The sequence below is a fragment of the Streptomyces sp. NPDC002835 genome (assembly GCF_053591995.1).
In genome coordinates, this window is the sequence record NZ_JBSFUW010000072.1 from 1 (window position 1) to 14,449 (window position 14,449).

Genomic DNA, 14,449 nt, shown 5'->3' on the forward strand with positions numbered 1-14,449 from the left:
CCGGCTGACCCCCATCGAATTCGAGACCCTCATGACCACACCGGCCCTCCAGGCCGCGTGACCGAACCTGTCACCCGAACCTGCATCAGACCCCTTCGAGTCGGTCCAGGGCGAGTACGGCGAGGTTGGCCAGGCTGCGCTTTACGTGCGCCCACACCCCCTCGACGGGGTTGAGGTCGGGCGAGTAGGCGGGCAGCAGGAATACCATCAGCCATTGACGCTCGGCGATCAGCTCACGCATGGCGTGGGAGACGTGGGTGTTCAGCCGGTCCCACACCAGCACGATGGGCGCCTTGACCAGTTGGTGGACGCCGTCGATCAGCGCGATGAACACGCTCACCCATGCTGCGGCGCTTGCCCTTGCCCGCGGGATGGGTGCGCAGACGGTGGCACAGCCGGGTGCGGGAGCCGGGCCGCATCGCGATCAGCCCGGCCACCGACAGCTGTCCTGAGCGTCGGCCGCAGGTGCGTCCTCTGGGCGGCCGGCGGGTGAGCTCGGCTTCTTCCTCGGAGCAGATGTAACCCCCGCAGGCGTACGTGGACGAGACCGTCGATGTCCTTGCTGCCTGGGCGCCTGGCCTGCGCGAGGCCCTGACCGGCCGGTGCGAGGACGACTTCGTGATCATGGACGGCACTCTGATCCCCACCGACCGAGTCGCGGCCGACGAGCCGTACTACTCCCAGAAACACAAGAGACACGGCATGAATGTGCAGGTCATCGCCGCACCCGACGGCACACCCCTGTGGTTCTCCCGGGCCCTGCCCGGACGCACTCACGACCTGACCGCTGCCCGCGCTCATGGCGTGATCGAGAACTGCCTCACCCGCCAGATCCTCGTCCTGGCCGACCGCGCCTACCAGGGCGCCGGCGCCACCGTACGCACCCCCTACTACCGCCACCACGAACTGCCCGAGCACTACCAGCGGTACAACCGGGACCACGCCCGACTCCGCGCCCCAGGCGAACGCGCCTTCGCACAGCTGAAGACCTGGCGCCTACTTCGTCGAGCCCGCTGCTCGACCAACCGCATCGGACGCATCGTCGCCGCCGTCCACACCCTCCTGATCTGCGGATACAGAGGATGAAAGAGGTTCAGTCATCCCATTGAGAATCACTCTGGGCAAACGAGGCGAGAGTCAGCAGCACCGCCTCGGGTGGCTGACAGCCGGCGCGGCACGCAGGATGAGCTGCGGAACCTGCGGTTGAAACCTGGCCCCGGCCCCCGCTTGGACACATCCTCCAGGATTCACCTGCTGTTCAGGTACCGATCGAAGAGTGCTACTGCTTACGTGCCGTCACCCGAGTTGAGGACCTCTATGTTTGATGGCCCCACCGGACAGCCCGCCGCCGTGAGATCGGCGGCTGCGCCGGAGCCGTATCACCGGCGGAACTCACCCGGCGTCCGCCCGGTCACCATCGATGCGGATGGCATCAGCCTGTCCGGCCTGATGAGTGGACCCGACCAGGAGGCCCCGCGCGCGGTGATCGTCGCCTTGCACGGTGGCGGTATGAACGCGGGGTACTTCGACGGACAGGCGCATCCGGACGTGTCCTTACTGGCTCTCGGCGCGCGCCTGGGGTACACGGTGCTGGCGCTGGACCGTCCCGGCTACGGAGCCTCGGCCGCATGCCTGCCCGCAGGGCAACGGCTGACCGTCCAAGCGGCCGCCGTGCGCTGCGCCGTCCAGGCGTTCAGGACACGCCATGCACCCGGTACCGACACGTTCCTGCTGGCGCATTCTTTCGGAGCCAAGGCGGCCTTCGCGGCCGCCGCCGACTGGGACACGCCGGACCTGCTGGGCATGGATGTCTCCGGGTGCGGGCGCCGACTGGCCGTGGGCACCGGCCTCGTCGGGTCAGACCGTGAGGGCAGCCTGCGGCTGCTGAACTGGGGGCCGCTGGGCCTGTATCCGCCGCAGACGTTCAGGGCGAGCCAGCAGATGGTGGCGCCCATGCCCGCACGAGAGGTCAGCACTGTGGCCGGCTGGATGCGCCTGTCGGCGGCCATCCTGCCGCGCGTCCGTGTCCCCGTCCGGCTCACCTTCGCCGAACACGAGGCCTGGTGGAGCCACGGCGAGGACGACCTCGCCGACCTGACCGCGCTACTGTCCGCCGCCCCGCGGATCGTCATCGACCGCCTGCCACAGGCCGGTCACAACATTAGCCTCGGCTGGGCCGCCCGCGCGTACCACCTCAAGGCCCTCGCCTTCTTTGAGGAGTGCCTCAGCGTCAAGGACATACGGCACGACAGCATGCCGGGCTGGGACACATCAACTGAGGACCCGCCGCGGCAGTGACCTTGCCGATCTCTTCGCCGCGGCGGCGGTGCCACTCCGCCCGGATGGCTGTCCGATCTGCGCCGCCGTAAGGCAGCCGCCCAGCAAGACTGACCCTGTGCGACCTACACATGTGGCGGCGCTGGTCTCCTTCCACGCAAGCGCGGCGGCCTCCAGCATCGCCGCATAGGTGGGGTGGGAGGCAACTCGGCCAGATACGCCGTCAGCTTCTCCGCGTCCGCGACGCTGCGCCCGCGGAAGCCGAGGTGGCCCCAAATCTGCGCGCGGTGGTATTCGACCGTGCGGCCGGTCCAGTCATACGAATCCAGTTCGGAGGCGGGGGCCTGTACCTGCCATGCACTCTTCCCCCGTCGAGGGCATCTGGTCCCCGCTGCGGCGCAGCTGCCAGGCCGACACCAAACGCTCTTTACGCTGCGCGGAACGGTTGCGCCGAGCGGTTGGCGCGGCGCGCGGCGAAGGCGAACAAGGTGGCCGCTGCGGCGAGCCAGCCCAGCAGGGTGAGGAACGGCCGGACGGTGTCGTGTCCGCCGAAGCACGCGGACGACCGCGCCAGGTCGACGAACTGGCCGAAGGGCAGCATCTGGTGCAGCGCTCCCAGGGCGGCCGGGAGCATGTCCGGCGGCACACTGCCGCCCGCCGTGGGGATGCCGAGGATGAGCACGAAGGTCATGGCCACCGGCATGAAGTGGTGCTTGGCGGTGGTCGCCGGGATCTCGTCGCCCTCACAGATCGGCCACCGGCGTGAGCGGCCGGTGGCGCCCTGAGTGCGCCCGCTGGGGCTCGGCAAGTCTCCGAATCAGCGCAGGCGAAGGGGTCCGCGCAGCCCGGCCGGCGTCGGGTGAGCCGCCGGCCGGGCGTGTGGCGTCAGCTCTTGTGGATCATGATCGACCCGCCCTCGAGGGCGGTTGTCGGGTCGGCGTCGGGCGCCGAGCCGATCTGGTTGTCGTAGACGAGGGTGTCGTCCGCGGTCTTCCACACCCTCATCCGGAACGTGTCCGGCGTGCCATCGGTTGCGGTGAGCATGAATGAGTACCCGGCGAGGCCGTTGACCGTGCCCGTGCCCTTGTAGATGGCCTTGTCACCCGCGACGACCAGCCACTGGTAATCGGCGGAGTGGAAGTTGAGGTTCCCGGCCTTGAACTGGAACTCCGTGCTGCCGGTGGGTACGGTCGCGCCCTTCTTGTACTTCGACACGAAGCCGAAGTTCGCGCGCCCGGTGACCCCCGGGTCGGCTGGATAGGCGCCGGCCGGCGAGTTGATCCAGCCGCCGCCGGTCACGAAACCGCCGTTGGGGTCGTACACGACGACGAAGCCGCAGTGCTGGGTGTCGGCCCCGCCGTCGTCGTCCGTGACGGTGACGGCGATGTCGTAGATGCCCGCGGCCGCGTACTGATGCGTGCTGCCCACGGGGGAGTTCACGCCGGGCACATCGGTGGTGGTGCCGTCGCCCCAGTCGATCGACATCGTGTGGGTGTCGAGGGTGCCCGGGTCGGTGAACGTACCGGCGACGGAGACGTCCGTGTCGACCGCGTGGGGATCGACCGGGCAGGTGGTCAGGGTGAGGTCCGGGGCGACGTTCTTGACAGCCACGGTCGTGGAGTCCTCGTCGGTGAGGCCGTTGTCGTCCGTCACGGTGAGCGTCACGGCGTCGCTGCCGTCGTCGAGACCGTTGTACGTGGCCACCGCCGTGTCGGCGTTCGCCAGCGTGCCGATGCCGGCATCGGCACCGCTCCAGGCGTACGAGACGACGGTGCCGTCCGGGTCGTGGCTGGCGGAGCCGTCGAGCGTGACCGCGGGGCCCTCGTCGACGGTCTTGTCGGGCCCGGCGTCGGCGACGGGCGGCAGGCAGTTGACGGTGACGACGACCTTCGGGAAGGTCACGGAGGCGTTCTGGTCGTCGTGGTAGACGACGGACTTGTTCACGTCCAGCGGCCCGCACGGGGCGCCGCGGTGCTTGACCTGGTAGGTGATCTCCAGGTCCTCGTCCCCGAGATCCGCCCGGGACCAGGTGAATCCGTCGGCGGTGACGTCGTTTACGGCAGATCCGGCGAGGTTCGCGGTCACGGTGCCGGCCACGAGCTGCCAGGGCGAGTCGAGCGTGACGACGATCGACGGGTGGGTGGCGCCGGGCACCACGACCGCCTCGACGATCTTCTTCAGGAGGGTGTCGAGGCCGCCGAAGTCACCGACCGAGAAGGTGTTCTCGGAGCCGGGGCCGCTGGCGATGACGTCCAGGGTGGCCTGCTGGATCCCTCCGCCGACGCCCACGGCGAAGACGTTGGCCTTGGCCTGCAGGGCGGCGGCCTCGGCGGCGGTGTTGCCGCTGGTCGCCTCGCCGTCGGTGATGACGACGACCAGCTGGTTGCGGGCGGGGTCGTCGGCCCCCAGGACGGCGTTCGCCTCGGCCAGACCGCAGGCGATGCACGTGCCGGTGTCCTGCTTGGGGTTGGTGTCGATGGCGTTCAGGACGGCGTCCTTGTCGCCGCTGAGCGCGCTGACGGGCGGCGCCGCGGAGTTGGCGAAGCCAACGATGCCGACCCTGCCGCCGTGGGTGAACAGTCCGTGGGCCGCCACGCCGTTGACCACGCTCTTGGCGAAGTCCTTCAGCTGGCCCCACTCGGTGGCGTCGATGCTGCCGGATTCGTCGAGTACGAGCACGAGGTCGGTCGGTGTCGACTGGGTGCTGGACTCGCCGTCGAGTCTGAGCGTCACAGTGGAGGTGCCGTACCGAGCGACGGCCGTGGGACTGGCCGAGGCATCGGACACGGGTGCCGCCGTGGCGCTGGGCGCCAAGGCCACCATGCCGGCCAGGGCGAGCGCCAGTACGGCGAGTCCGGTCAGGAGAGCCCGTACGGGCATGGGCATGCGCATACGCGTCGATAACGCGTGCATCTGATTCCCCCCTAGGAATCCCAGCGAGAAAGGCACACCGATGTGCCCGACTCCGCTGCAGTCCGCACGGAGCGTGTCGACTCGAGCTCGGCGCGTCAAGACATCGCGCAGATCGGACATGCGTACGCATCTCTGCCCCGGCAGAACACTACGGGCCGAATGGGTGCTCCTCCGCACCATCGGCGCAGGCTGCTCTGACTATGGGAGCACCAGTTCTATCAACCCGGCTCAGACTAACCCGACAGTTCAGGACGGCCTGGCGCATAGTCTTCGACCTCGGCCTGCTGGATCGATTCGAGGGCATACCCCCGCGCAGCGGCGCCGACGACGGAGCGGTCCCGGACCGCCGAGCCTCACCGAGGCAACGGGGAAACCCGAGCGCGCCTGGAACATGTGATCGAAGATTGCGGCCAGTTCGAGGACCACCGGCGGCACGGACGCCGTCGTCCGCCGCCTGCTGGGCGTTTCTGGTCCATCGTCAAACCAGACGGACTTCGTGCGCGAGAACCGGAACAAACGGGTGGCAAGATCGGCAGCCCAGCGGACGTGAACATATACGTATTGGGCAAACGGGTTGAAGAGTGGCGGCCTCAAAGTTCACCTAACGACACAGACCATCTTTGAACGCCCACTCAGCACCAACTTGGCCAAATTGGGCGGCACTGAACAGACGGTCCGTGACGAAGGAGCCCGTTCTCGATCCCCAGGGGCGCCGTCGGGGTCCAGAGACAGAAGCAGATCGAGTTCCGGGCAAGTGCCGAAGCCATCCTGTGGTCGAAAGGAGCCAAGCCCTGAGTCGATCAATGCCACCCGCCGCAACCGACCGTCCTCGCTGTCACTCCGGTGGTCTGCCGACGGCCGGCGTTTGCGGCGATTCCGTACAGGGTCGATATGCCGCCGTGACGACCGCTGGTGATGTGCGGCCGGTCCGGTGACACTCACGACGTGCGCGGTGTGTCCCATTGCAGGTGCGAGACGGCGCTGTTGCGCTGGTCGCAAGCGCGCCGGGAGAGGACACCATGAACGACGACCAGCCGGACCGACATCCTCACGCGACGAGCACGAGCGCGCAGTTGCAGGCCTCGGCCCGGGGATGGCACTCCATCCAGCTGGCCGTACTCGGCTTCGTCGGGATCTGCGGCGTACTCAAGGGCGGCAGCGGCTCACCGGCACCCCGGGACATCGAGATCCTCGCTGGCATTATGGTCCTCCTGGCTCTTGCCGTGGCCTGCTGGGCGACCTTTCTCGTCGGGCGCGTGGCCTGGCCGCTGTCCGTCCCGGAGGGGGCGGCGGGGACACATCGTGCGGCACGTCGGCTGCGTGCCGGGCTCGTCCTGACGTTCTTCGCGGTGGTGCTGGTCTCCACGGCCGCCGCAGCTGCGTGGTGGCCGACGCCGCCGACGCCCGACGGCGGGTTCGTGCGGGTCGAGACGTCAGCGGGCACGCTTTGCGGGACGCTGATCCCGGGTGGGGAGGGCAGCCTGCGACTGTGGGCGCAGGGACAGCACATCGATATCCCGCTGGACAGCATCACGGCCCTGAGCCCGTCCGACACCTGCGCGTAGACAGCACGCTTCACTCGACCTGCAGGCGTGAGTACGAGCGAGGGGCCGCGGGCTCATCCACCAGGAGTTGAGGGGACTGCCGGGAATCAGACTCGCTGGGTAGCGGAGCGACGTGCGGCCGGAACCGTCCGAGAAGATGTCGGCCCGGATCGTTTCGCCGATACTGTCGACCCGCCTTACCTGCAGTCCGATCACGGTCGCTTCGGTCACCATGATGCGCTCAATGAGGCGGTGATCACCGTGTCACGGTCCCTGACCGGCCGGGCCTGCGTCCATCTTCTGTCGAGCTTCTCCCGGCGTGGCCCCGCCGGGCACGCCGGGCGGAACGTTCACTCGGCGCTCTCCGGGGTTTGCCCCTCTAGACTCCATCATGTACGGAAAGTCAGATCCTGATCACACTAGGTGCCGATGGGGTGGTTGTGGTCTGCCGCTTCCTGCCATACAACGACGCAAACCACAACGACGGCACACCGCTCAGCGCTGGAATCCGGTCACAATCTCGAACGGCGATCCGCTCCTGCGGCTCCCGGGCGGCCGGCGGCGAACACCCCCACGCCAAGTACCAGTTGGCATCCGCCCCTCCCATGAAAGGGATCCATTCGTGGTCGCCAAGAAGAAGTCCACGACGTCCAAGACTGTCTCTGAACAGGACAAACGTGTCGCCTCGCTTAGGCAGTTCATCCGGACAAGAGGCCCGAGCTACCTCACCGATCCAAACGTGACCTCGATCGGCATCGGCTACCGCCAAAAGGACGATGAGACGGTCAAGGAGCTCACGCTGCAGTTCACGGTGGACGTGAAGACCTCCGAGCCGGAGGTACTGGAGGCGCTGGGAACCACCGAGCTCCCGGAGACGATCGAGGTGGACGGCGTCGAGGTCCCCACCGACGTCATCCAGCGCAGTTACACGACGCAGTTTCGTGTCGTCGCCGAAGCGGAAGGCCCGATCCGCAAGCAACGCCTCGACCCGATCCTGCCCGGGGCGAGTGTCGGGCACGTCGAGGTTTCGGCCGGCACCATCGGCTGCATCGTCTTCGACAAGAACGACGCAACCCCCTACGTCCTGAGCAACTGGCACGTGCTGCACGGGCCCGATGGCGCGCTGGGCGAGACGGTCGTACAGCCCGGCCCGCACGACGACAACCGCATCACCCTCAACCGCCTCGGCATCCTGAAGCGCTCCCACCTCGGGGTAGCGGGGGACTGCGCGGTGGCGACGATCAAGGACCGCCAGTTCCGCAGGGAAATCTTCGACCTCGGTGTCGTGCCGGAGGACCTGGGCGAGCCGGAACTCGGCGACAAGGTCATCAAAAGCGGCCGCACCACGGGTGTCACCCACGGCGTGGTCCGGCGCATCGAGACCCTCGCCAAGATTGACTACGGCGAGGGTGTCGGCGAGCAGATCATCGGCTGCTTCGAGATCGGGATCGACCCGGACAACCCTCCCGCCGACGGCGAGGTCAGCCGGGGCGGCGACTCGGGCTCGGTCTGGCTGTTCAAGGCCGCCAACGGCCGCACCAGCAAGGTCCTGGCCGGCCTTCACTTCGGCGGTGAGAGCGGCGACAACCCGGACGAGCACGCGCTGGCCTGCCTGCCACGCTCGGTCTTCGAGAAGCTCGAGATCAGCCTGCAGCCCCCGTCCGTTGAAGAAGCCGAGCTCATCAAGGGATACGACCCCGGCTTCCTGGCCAAGCGGATCGACATCCCGCAGCTCAACGCAGCCATCAAGGACGACGCAGTCCAGCACGGCGACTCCGAGGTCATCCCCTACACACACTTCTCGCTGGCCCTGAGCGCGTCACGGTGCTTCGCCTTCTGGGTCGCCTGGAACATCGACGGCGCCTCACTCAAGCGACTCAGCCGCAACGGCATCAAGTTCGTCAAGGACCCCCGCATCGCGGACGACGCCCAGATCGGCAACGAGCTGTATGAGGCCAACCGGCTCGACCGCGGACACCTCGCCCGCCGGGCCGACCTGCTCTGGGGCAGTCCGGCCGAGGCCAAGCAAGCCAACCTGGACTCGTTCTTCTACACCAACATCACCCCGCAGATGGACGACTTCAACCAGAGCAGCAAGGGCGGACTGTGGGGACAGCTCGAGGACGCCGTCTTCGCCGACATCGAAGTCGACGACCTGAAAGTGAGCGTGTTCGGCGGTCCGGTTTTCCAAGAGGACGACCGCTTCTTCCGCGGCGTCCAGATCCCCCGCGAGTACTGGAAAGTCATCGCATTCTCCGAAAACGGTGAACTCAAGACCAAAGCCTTCCTGCTCACACAGAACCTCAACCAGCTCGAAGCCCTGGAACTCGACGAGTTCCGCGTCTTCCAGGTCAACCTGAGCGAGATCGAAGAACGCGGCCACCTCCACTTCCCCGCCATCCTGCGCAAGGCAGACACACTCGTCGTGCCCGAAGCACTGGCGGAGCGAGAGCCACTGGACAGTCTCGCTGACATTCAGTGGCACTAGACGCTGTCCGGCACCCGCTGGTGGAGCACCCCCCTGACGGTTGTCGCCGCTGCCCAGGTGCACGATGTACGTCGGAGGGTGGGCGCCGTGGTCGGGGAGGTGGACCAGCACCCGGGCCCACTGGTTCAGCGGGCGGTTCAGCGCCCACGTCCCGGTGATCTTCAGCTTGCCGCCCTCGGCTGGCGGCTTGCGGCTGTGCCCGAAGTAGAAGTGGCCCTCGAAACCGCCGGACAGCTGGTGCAGTCCACCTTGGCCGGGTGGTCGGTGACGGCGGGGTATCCGTCGGACAGCGTGTGCGTGTACGACGGGAAGCTGAAGCGGAAGGTGCCCGAGTTCCGGGTAGCCGGGGTCGAACCGCAGCAGTTCCCGGCCGCACGTGGACGCGCAGCGCAAGTACGGGGAGTTCACGTCGAGGAGCGTGATGTGCTCGATCCTTTTGCAGAGGCACGGGAAGCGGCCTTGAATGATCTGGCGTTGTACGCGTCTGCCCAGGTACCCGCGGATGCCCCTATGGGTGCACAGGAGGCGGCGGCGCGGACGGCGGCGAACTGCCGGCAGGCCCTTGCTCGTCTCCGCCCGCTCATCCAGGCGAACGGGTAGGGACCCACGGAAGATCGGATCCGTGCCCTCCCGCCGGCCGAAGGGGTCGGTCGCCCACCCGGGCGCCCGACCCCTTCGTCGCATCCGGCCTCGGTACTGGTGAGCTCGCGTATGCAACTGTCGCCAATTCCCCGCGGAGCCCAGCCTGCCGGTGACCGTGTGTGATCACCGGCAGAATATCGGCCCCCAGGTCCCCTCCTGCCGAATGGCGGTCTTCGCCTTCCCGCCGCACGCTGGGAAGGCGTACAGCCCGCAAAAGCCGGGAGGCCACCATGCCGGATTGGCCACCGCAGCAGCCGCGGCCCGAGCCACGGCTCACACACCGCGCGCCCTCAAGAGTTCGCTGGCCATCCTGGTGGCCTCGCGATCCTGTCCACCAGTGTAGGCATCGGACTCGCGGGACAGGACGAGGAACCCGATGGCGGCGAACCGGCGCCTACAACCACCGCCACGGCAACCGACATGGACCGCGACACGATCGGACGCCTCAGCACCGGGTTCACGCCACAGGCCTGACCGGATCACCCGCGACGGCTCGAAGGCCTCCTCCCGTGCACGTGAGCGGCTCCGATGAATGGCCGAACTACCCGAAGCGACTCATTCGGACCACAGTAGACTGTGAGTTTCCAATGTCGGCACGCTCGCGCGTCGAGCGAGCAGCCCATCCATCGTCAGAGCGGTCGGGGGACTGTTTCGAATGTGATGCGAAAGGAATGCGCCATGGAACTCGAATCTCTCCCGGATGACGTCGTCGCGGCGATCGAAGTGCGGGATCGTTGGAGGCGCGCATCGGCCGGCGGTGGCCTGGAGTTCCTCGTCACCGACATCGCGCGGTGGACACCAGGTTCGACCGTGCGGGTCGCGTTTCTCGACGGGGACGAACAGCTGCACGCGGACATCGCAGGAGCGACGGCGCAGATCACCGACGCCTGCAACCTGAAACTCGACTTCGGCCACGACGAGGCGACCGGAACATTCCGGCGATGGACCACGGCCGATACCGTCTTCGCCGCCGATATCCGAGTCAGCTTCGACATGCAAGGCTACTTCTCCCTGGTCGGCACCGACAGCACGGATCGCACCATCGGCGCGGGAGGCGGCCCGGTCGGGGGCAATCCCGGCCAGCGCAGCCTGAACCTCGGGCGCTACGCGGTGAACAGGCCCGCCCAGTGGGAGGGCACCGTGCGTCACGAGTTCCTGCACGCACTGGCATTCCACCACTCCCACCAGAACATGCGCGGCACCTGCGAGGGCGAGTTCCGTTGGGATGACGAAGCCGGGTATGTTCCCACACAAGATGCGGACGGCGTCTTCGTGGCGGACGCTCAAGGCCGGCGCCCCGGCATTTACACGTACCTCGCGGGTGAGCCGAACCGATGGCCGCGCGCGAAGGTGGATCACAACCTTCGCACCGAGGATGACCCGGATGTCGTCGCCGGGCCTTTCGACCCACGATCCGTGATGCTGTACCGGTTCCCATCGTTCTTCTACAAGTCCACCCCGAGCAGTTGCGCGCCGATCGGCAATGGGCAGAACCTGTCGGACGGCGACAAGCGCGGGCTCAACCTGCTGTACCCGCACACCGCGGATGAGGTGGCGGACCTTCAGGCCCGGGCCGACACGGTCCTGCGGTCGATCGGGGCCGGCGCGGAGGGGCTTCCCAGTTCGGACGGCGGCAACTTGGTCGAGGCGTACCGCAGCCGAGTCGGGGCGCTGGTCGCCGCACAGGCCGCGGGTGCCGACTGAGCCGAGCAGGGGACGCCATGTCTGCCGACACCACCTACGAGCGGCTCCTCAGCGGGTCGCCGAACGGAGGACCCTCGAGCGAGCCGCCGGGGCTGCGCGCCGAGACCACCAGACCCTGAAGGCCTGATCAGGCAGCTGTCCGGCGAGATCGGCTGGCTTGAGGCGCGTCTCGGGAAGCGAGCCGATCCGGCGGCGCTGGAGCGGCTGGACCGTGTCGGCAGGTGCAGGCGGGCGTTGCGACGACCCCTTGAACCCGGGCTGCGAGCCGGCATCGGAGTGATGGATCAACTCGCCTTTCTGGTAGGGATGTTTGTCTCGGTCACGCTGCCACAAGGCCATCTCCAGGGCTCCAGGACGAGCTGTGTTTCCTTCGATGTGGCCGCTGACCAGCCGACGATGCGGCGGGAGAAGGTGTCCACGACGAACGCGACGTAGACGACGCCGGCGAACGTGACGACGTGGGTGAAGTCGGCGACCCAGCAGCGGTTCGGGGCAGGGGCGACGAAGTCGCGGTCCACCGGCCCGGCCGTCGTCGTCGTGATCGTCTTCGGAGAGGATTACCCGAGCCCCGCCCGTCCCCGGCCTCATAACCCAAATGGTCGGCCATCTCCACCTGCAAGGCTCACTCCAGGACCGCCTTCATCATCTGCTGCAGCAGCCCCGCCGCCGTCCAGCCCGATCCCCGCGTCGGCGGCGTCCGCGATCAAACCGTCCCTACGTTGTCTGCGGGACAGGGCGAGCCCTTCGTATGGTTCTCCCACCCAGGGGCGTCGGGTGTGGCTTTCAAACTTCTGCCGCTTGTGGCTTCCATCGATTGGCCGCCCGACGCCCCACGACGACTCGGCTGCCAATTAGGAATTGCGAATGATCGCTCCGTAGGGAATCGACAGCGAGGTCGTCCGTCGGGAAGCACCCACAACGCACCGTACGGAGGCACCACATGGCCGCGATCTGGGCCGGCATTGACGCAGGCAAGACCCACCACCACTGCGTCGCGATCAACGAGAGCGGCCAACGGCTGCTGTCCCGGCGCGTCGCCAACGACGAGCCCGAACTCCTCGAACTCCTCACCGACGTTCTGGCCCTCGGCGATGAGGTGACCTGGGGAATCGACCTGGCCGACGGCGGCGCCGCCCTGGCCATCACGATCTTCCTCAACCACGACCAGCCGGTGAACTACATCTCCGGGCGGGCCATCCACCGCGCCTCCGAGAGCTACCGTGGCGAAGGCAAGACCGACGCCAAGGACGCAGCCGTCATCGCCGACCAGGTCCGCATCCGCCGCGACCTGAACCTCTTACGCGCCGACGACGAGACCGTCACCGACCTCAAGATCCTCACCGGCCGGCGCATAGACCTCGTCGCCGACCGCACCCGCACCGTCAACCGGCTACGGGCTCAGCTGACCGGCATCTTCCCCGGCCTGGAGCGGGCCCTGGACCTCACCAACAAGGGCCCACTGACTCTGCTGACCGGCTACCAGACCCCCGCGGCGATCCGCCGTCTCGGCGCCAAGCGCCTGGAGACCTGGCTGCGGAACCGCAAGGTCCTCCGCGCCGACCAGCTCGCCGAGACCGCGGTCGAGGCCGCCGAACGTCAGCACACCAGCCTGCCCGGGGAGACGCTGACCGCCCAGCTGGTGCACACCCTGGCGAAAGAGGTGATGACCCTCAACGAGCAGGTCGCCGAACTCGACAAGCTCATCGAAGCCCGGTTTCGCAACCATCACCACTTCGACGTGATCACCAGCATGCCCGGCCTCGGCATCATCCTCGGCGCCGAGTTCTTGGCCGCCACCGGCGGCGACATGGCCGTCTTTGGGACCCCGGACCGCCTCGCCGGCTTTGGAGGCGTCGCACCGGTCCCGCGCGACTCCGGCAAGATCAGCGGGAACCTGCGACGCCCTCAGCGATACAACCGACGGCTCCAGCGCGTCCTCTACACCTCCGCTCTGTTCAGCATCCGACGGAGCGACGAGTCACGCCGGTTCTACGAACGCAAACGCGCCGAGGGTAAGCGCCACACCCAAGCCGTCCTCGCCCTCGCACGCCGCCGCGTCAACGTCCTCTGGGCCCTCCTCCGCGACGGACGGTGCTACGAGCTCACGCCACCGACGGCTCTCGCGGCTTGACAGACCGCATTAGGAATCGATGGCCTGCAGCGAAAGCACCCCCGCCACCCGCCGCGCGCTTCCTCCTGGCGCCTTTGCGGCACCTGATCCTGCGTCAACTCAGACTTCCCGATACTCACAGTGCGTAGTGCCCTTCATGTCGAGCCGGGGCCCGCCCAACACCCAGCGAGATCAACTCCCATGCACTTCAGTGAACACCCTCGCTGTCGGGGAGTTTGCGCCAGCGGGTGCCCAGCTCGCGCCGCCGGTGGGTGAGGTGCTGGACGAGGAAGCGCAAGCTCTGGCTCGACAGATCGATCGCCGACGGGTAAACCAGCACGCGAAGCTCCTGGTGGTGCGGGTTGATCTTGGTCGATCCTTCTACCATGAGCTTCACCACTTCCCGACGCCAGAGCGCCCGCCCGCCGCACCAGCCAAGCGATCAGATGGGAAACGGCTTCTTGACGTCCCATAGCAGGGTGCCCAAAGCGACGGCGGCCAGCCCGATCCTGCGCCGACGACCCGACGGGCCGGACCTGTCGTTCAGACCGCTCGGGCCTTCGGCGTTCAGGGCGTTCACCCAAATCAGCGTATTCACGCTATAACGGGTGGCGCGAACCGCAAGTGAGGGAATCCATAGGCCGGTCTGTCCGACCGGCAGGCACCCACGGCGTTTCTCGCTCACGAAAGGTTCACAGCATGACACTCATTGGCCGTAAAGCCTTCACTGCCTCAGCCGTCCCCATCGCCGCTCTCGCCCTCACGCTGGGC

General features: G+C 67.5%; 8 protein-coding genes and 4 pseudogenes. 6 read left to right on the top strand and 6 right to left on the bottom strand.

The window, feature by feature from the left end; translation table 11 throughout:
* Positions 1-94 precede the first annotated feature (94 nt).
* Positions 95-541 (bottom strand): annotated as a pseudogene (locus ACWD01_RS35895) (transposase); the annotation flags it as partial.
* Here ACWD01_RS35895 and ACWD01_RS35900 point away from each other — a divergent pair.
* Both ACWD01_RS35900 and ACWD01_RS35905 read left to right on the top strand, forming a co-directional pair.
* Positions 535-1,086, top strand: a pseudogene (locus ACWD01_RS35900) (transposase family protein); the annotation flags it as partial. The pseudogenes ACWD01_RS35895 and ACWD01_RS35900 overlap by 7 nt on opposite strands.
* A gap of 363 nt (positions 1,087-1,449) precedes the next feature.
* Positions 1,450-2,298 carry an alpha/beta hydrolase gene (locus ACWD01_RS35905; RefSeq protein WP_451167996.1) on the top strand — a complete coding sequence of 283 codons (849 nt, stop codon included), beginning with the start codon at positions 1,450-1,452 and terminating at the stop codon, positions 2,296-2,298.
* Positions 2,299-2,704: 406 nt separating this feature from the next.
* Here ACWD01_RS35905 and ACWD01_RS35910 read toward each other — a convergent pair whose 3' ends face one another.
* Positions 2,705-3,085 carry a hypothetical protein gene (locus ACWD01_RS35910; protein ID WP_451167998.1) on the bottom strand — a complete coding sequence of 127 codons (381 nt, stop codon included), beginning with the start codon at positions 3,083-3,085 and terminating at the stop codon, positions 2,705-2,707.
* Between the two features lie 77 nt (positions 3,086-3,162).
* Positions 3,163-5,157, bottom strand: a complete 1,995-nt coding sequence (locus tag ACWD01_RS35915) for a VWA domain-containing protein (protein ID WP_451168000.1) — start codon at positions 5,155-5,157, stop codon at positions 3,163-3,165.
* Positions 5,158-6,209: 1,052 nt separating this feature from the next.
* Here ACWD01_RS35915 and ACWD01_RS35920 point away from each other — a divergent pair.
* The 3 genes from ACWD01_RS35920 to ACWD01_RS35930 all read left to right on the top strand — a co-directional run bounded on the left by ACWD01_RS35920 (position 6,210) and on the right by ACWD01_RS35930 (position 11,568).
* A complete protein-coding gene (locus ACWD01_RS35920; protein ID WP_451168002.1) occupies positions 6,210-6,755 on the top strand; it encodes a hypothetical protein in 546 nt (181 codons plus the stop codon).
* A 601-nt stretch (positions 6,756-7,356) separates the two neighbouring features.
* Positions 7,357-9,222 (top strand): DNA/RNA non-specific endonuclease, encoded by a 1,866-nt coding sequence (locus ACWD01_RS35925; protein ID WP_451168003.1) that lies wholly within the window; start codon positions 7,357-7,359, stop codon positions 9,220-9,222.
* Between the two features lie 1,320 nt (positions 9,223-10,542).
* A complete protein-coding gene (locus ACWD01_RS35930; RefSeq protein WP_451168005.1) occupies positions 10,543-11,568 on the top strand; it encodes a hypothetical protein in 1,026 nt (341 codons plus the stop codon).
* A 258-nt stretch (positions 11,569-11,826) separates the two neighbouring features.
* Here ACWD01_RS35930 and ACWD01_RS35935 read toward each other — a convergent pair.
* Positions 11,827-12,302, bottom strand: a pseudogene (locus ACWD01_RS35935) (DDE-type integrase/transposase/recombinase); the annotation flags it as partial.
* A 206-nt stretch (positions 12,303-12,508) separates the two neighbouring features.
* Between ACWD01_RS35935 and ACWD01_RS35940 the strand changes: the two are divergent.
* On the top strand, positions 12,509-13,699 hold the full coding sequence (locus tag ACWD01_RS35940; protein WP_451168007.1) for an IS110 family transposase: 1,191 nt from the start codon (positions 12,509-12,511) through the stop codon (positions 13,697-13,699).
* Positions 13,700-13,910: 211 nt separating this feature from the next.
* Here the strand turns inward: ACWD01_RS35940 and ACWD01_RS35945 are convergent.
* Positions 13,911-14,018 (bottom strand): annotated as a pseudogene (locus tag ACWD01_RS35945) (IS5/IS1182 family transposase); the annotation flags it as partial.
* A gap of 102 nt (positions 14,019-14,120) precedes the next feature.
* A complete protein-coding gene (locus ACWD01_RS35950; protein WP_451168009.1) occupies positions 14,121-14,258 on the bottom strand; it encodes a hypothetical protein in 138 nt (45 codons plus the stop codon).
* Between the last annotated feature and the right edge of the window lie 191 nt (positions 14,259-14,449).

Coding starts and splice junctions, on each gene's coding strand:
- ACWD01_RS35905 (WP_451167996.1), top strand. CDS start 1,450: ATGAGTGGACCCGACCAGGAGGCCCCGCGCGCGGTGATCGTCGCCTTG.
- ACWD01_RS35915 (WP_451168000.1), bottom strand. CDS start 5,157: ATGCCCGTACGGGCTCTCCTGACCGGACTCGCCGTACTGGCGCTCGCC.
- ACWD01_RS35920 (WP_451168002.1), top strand. CDS start 6,210: ATGAACGACGACCAGCCGGACCGACATCCTCACGCGACGAGCACGAGC.
- ACWD01_RS35930 (WP_451168005.1), top strand. CDS start 10,543: ATGGAACTCGAATCTCTCCCGGATGACGTCGTCGCGGCGATCGAAGTG.
- ACWD01_RS35940 (WP_451168007.1), top strand. CDS start 12,509: ATGGCCGCGATCTGGGCCGGCATTGACGCAGGCAAGACCCACCACCAC.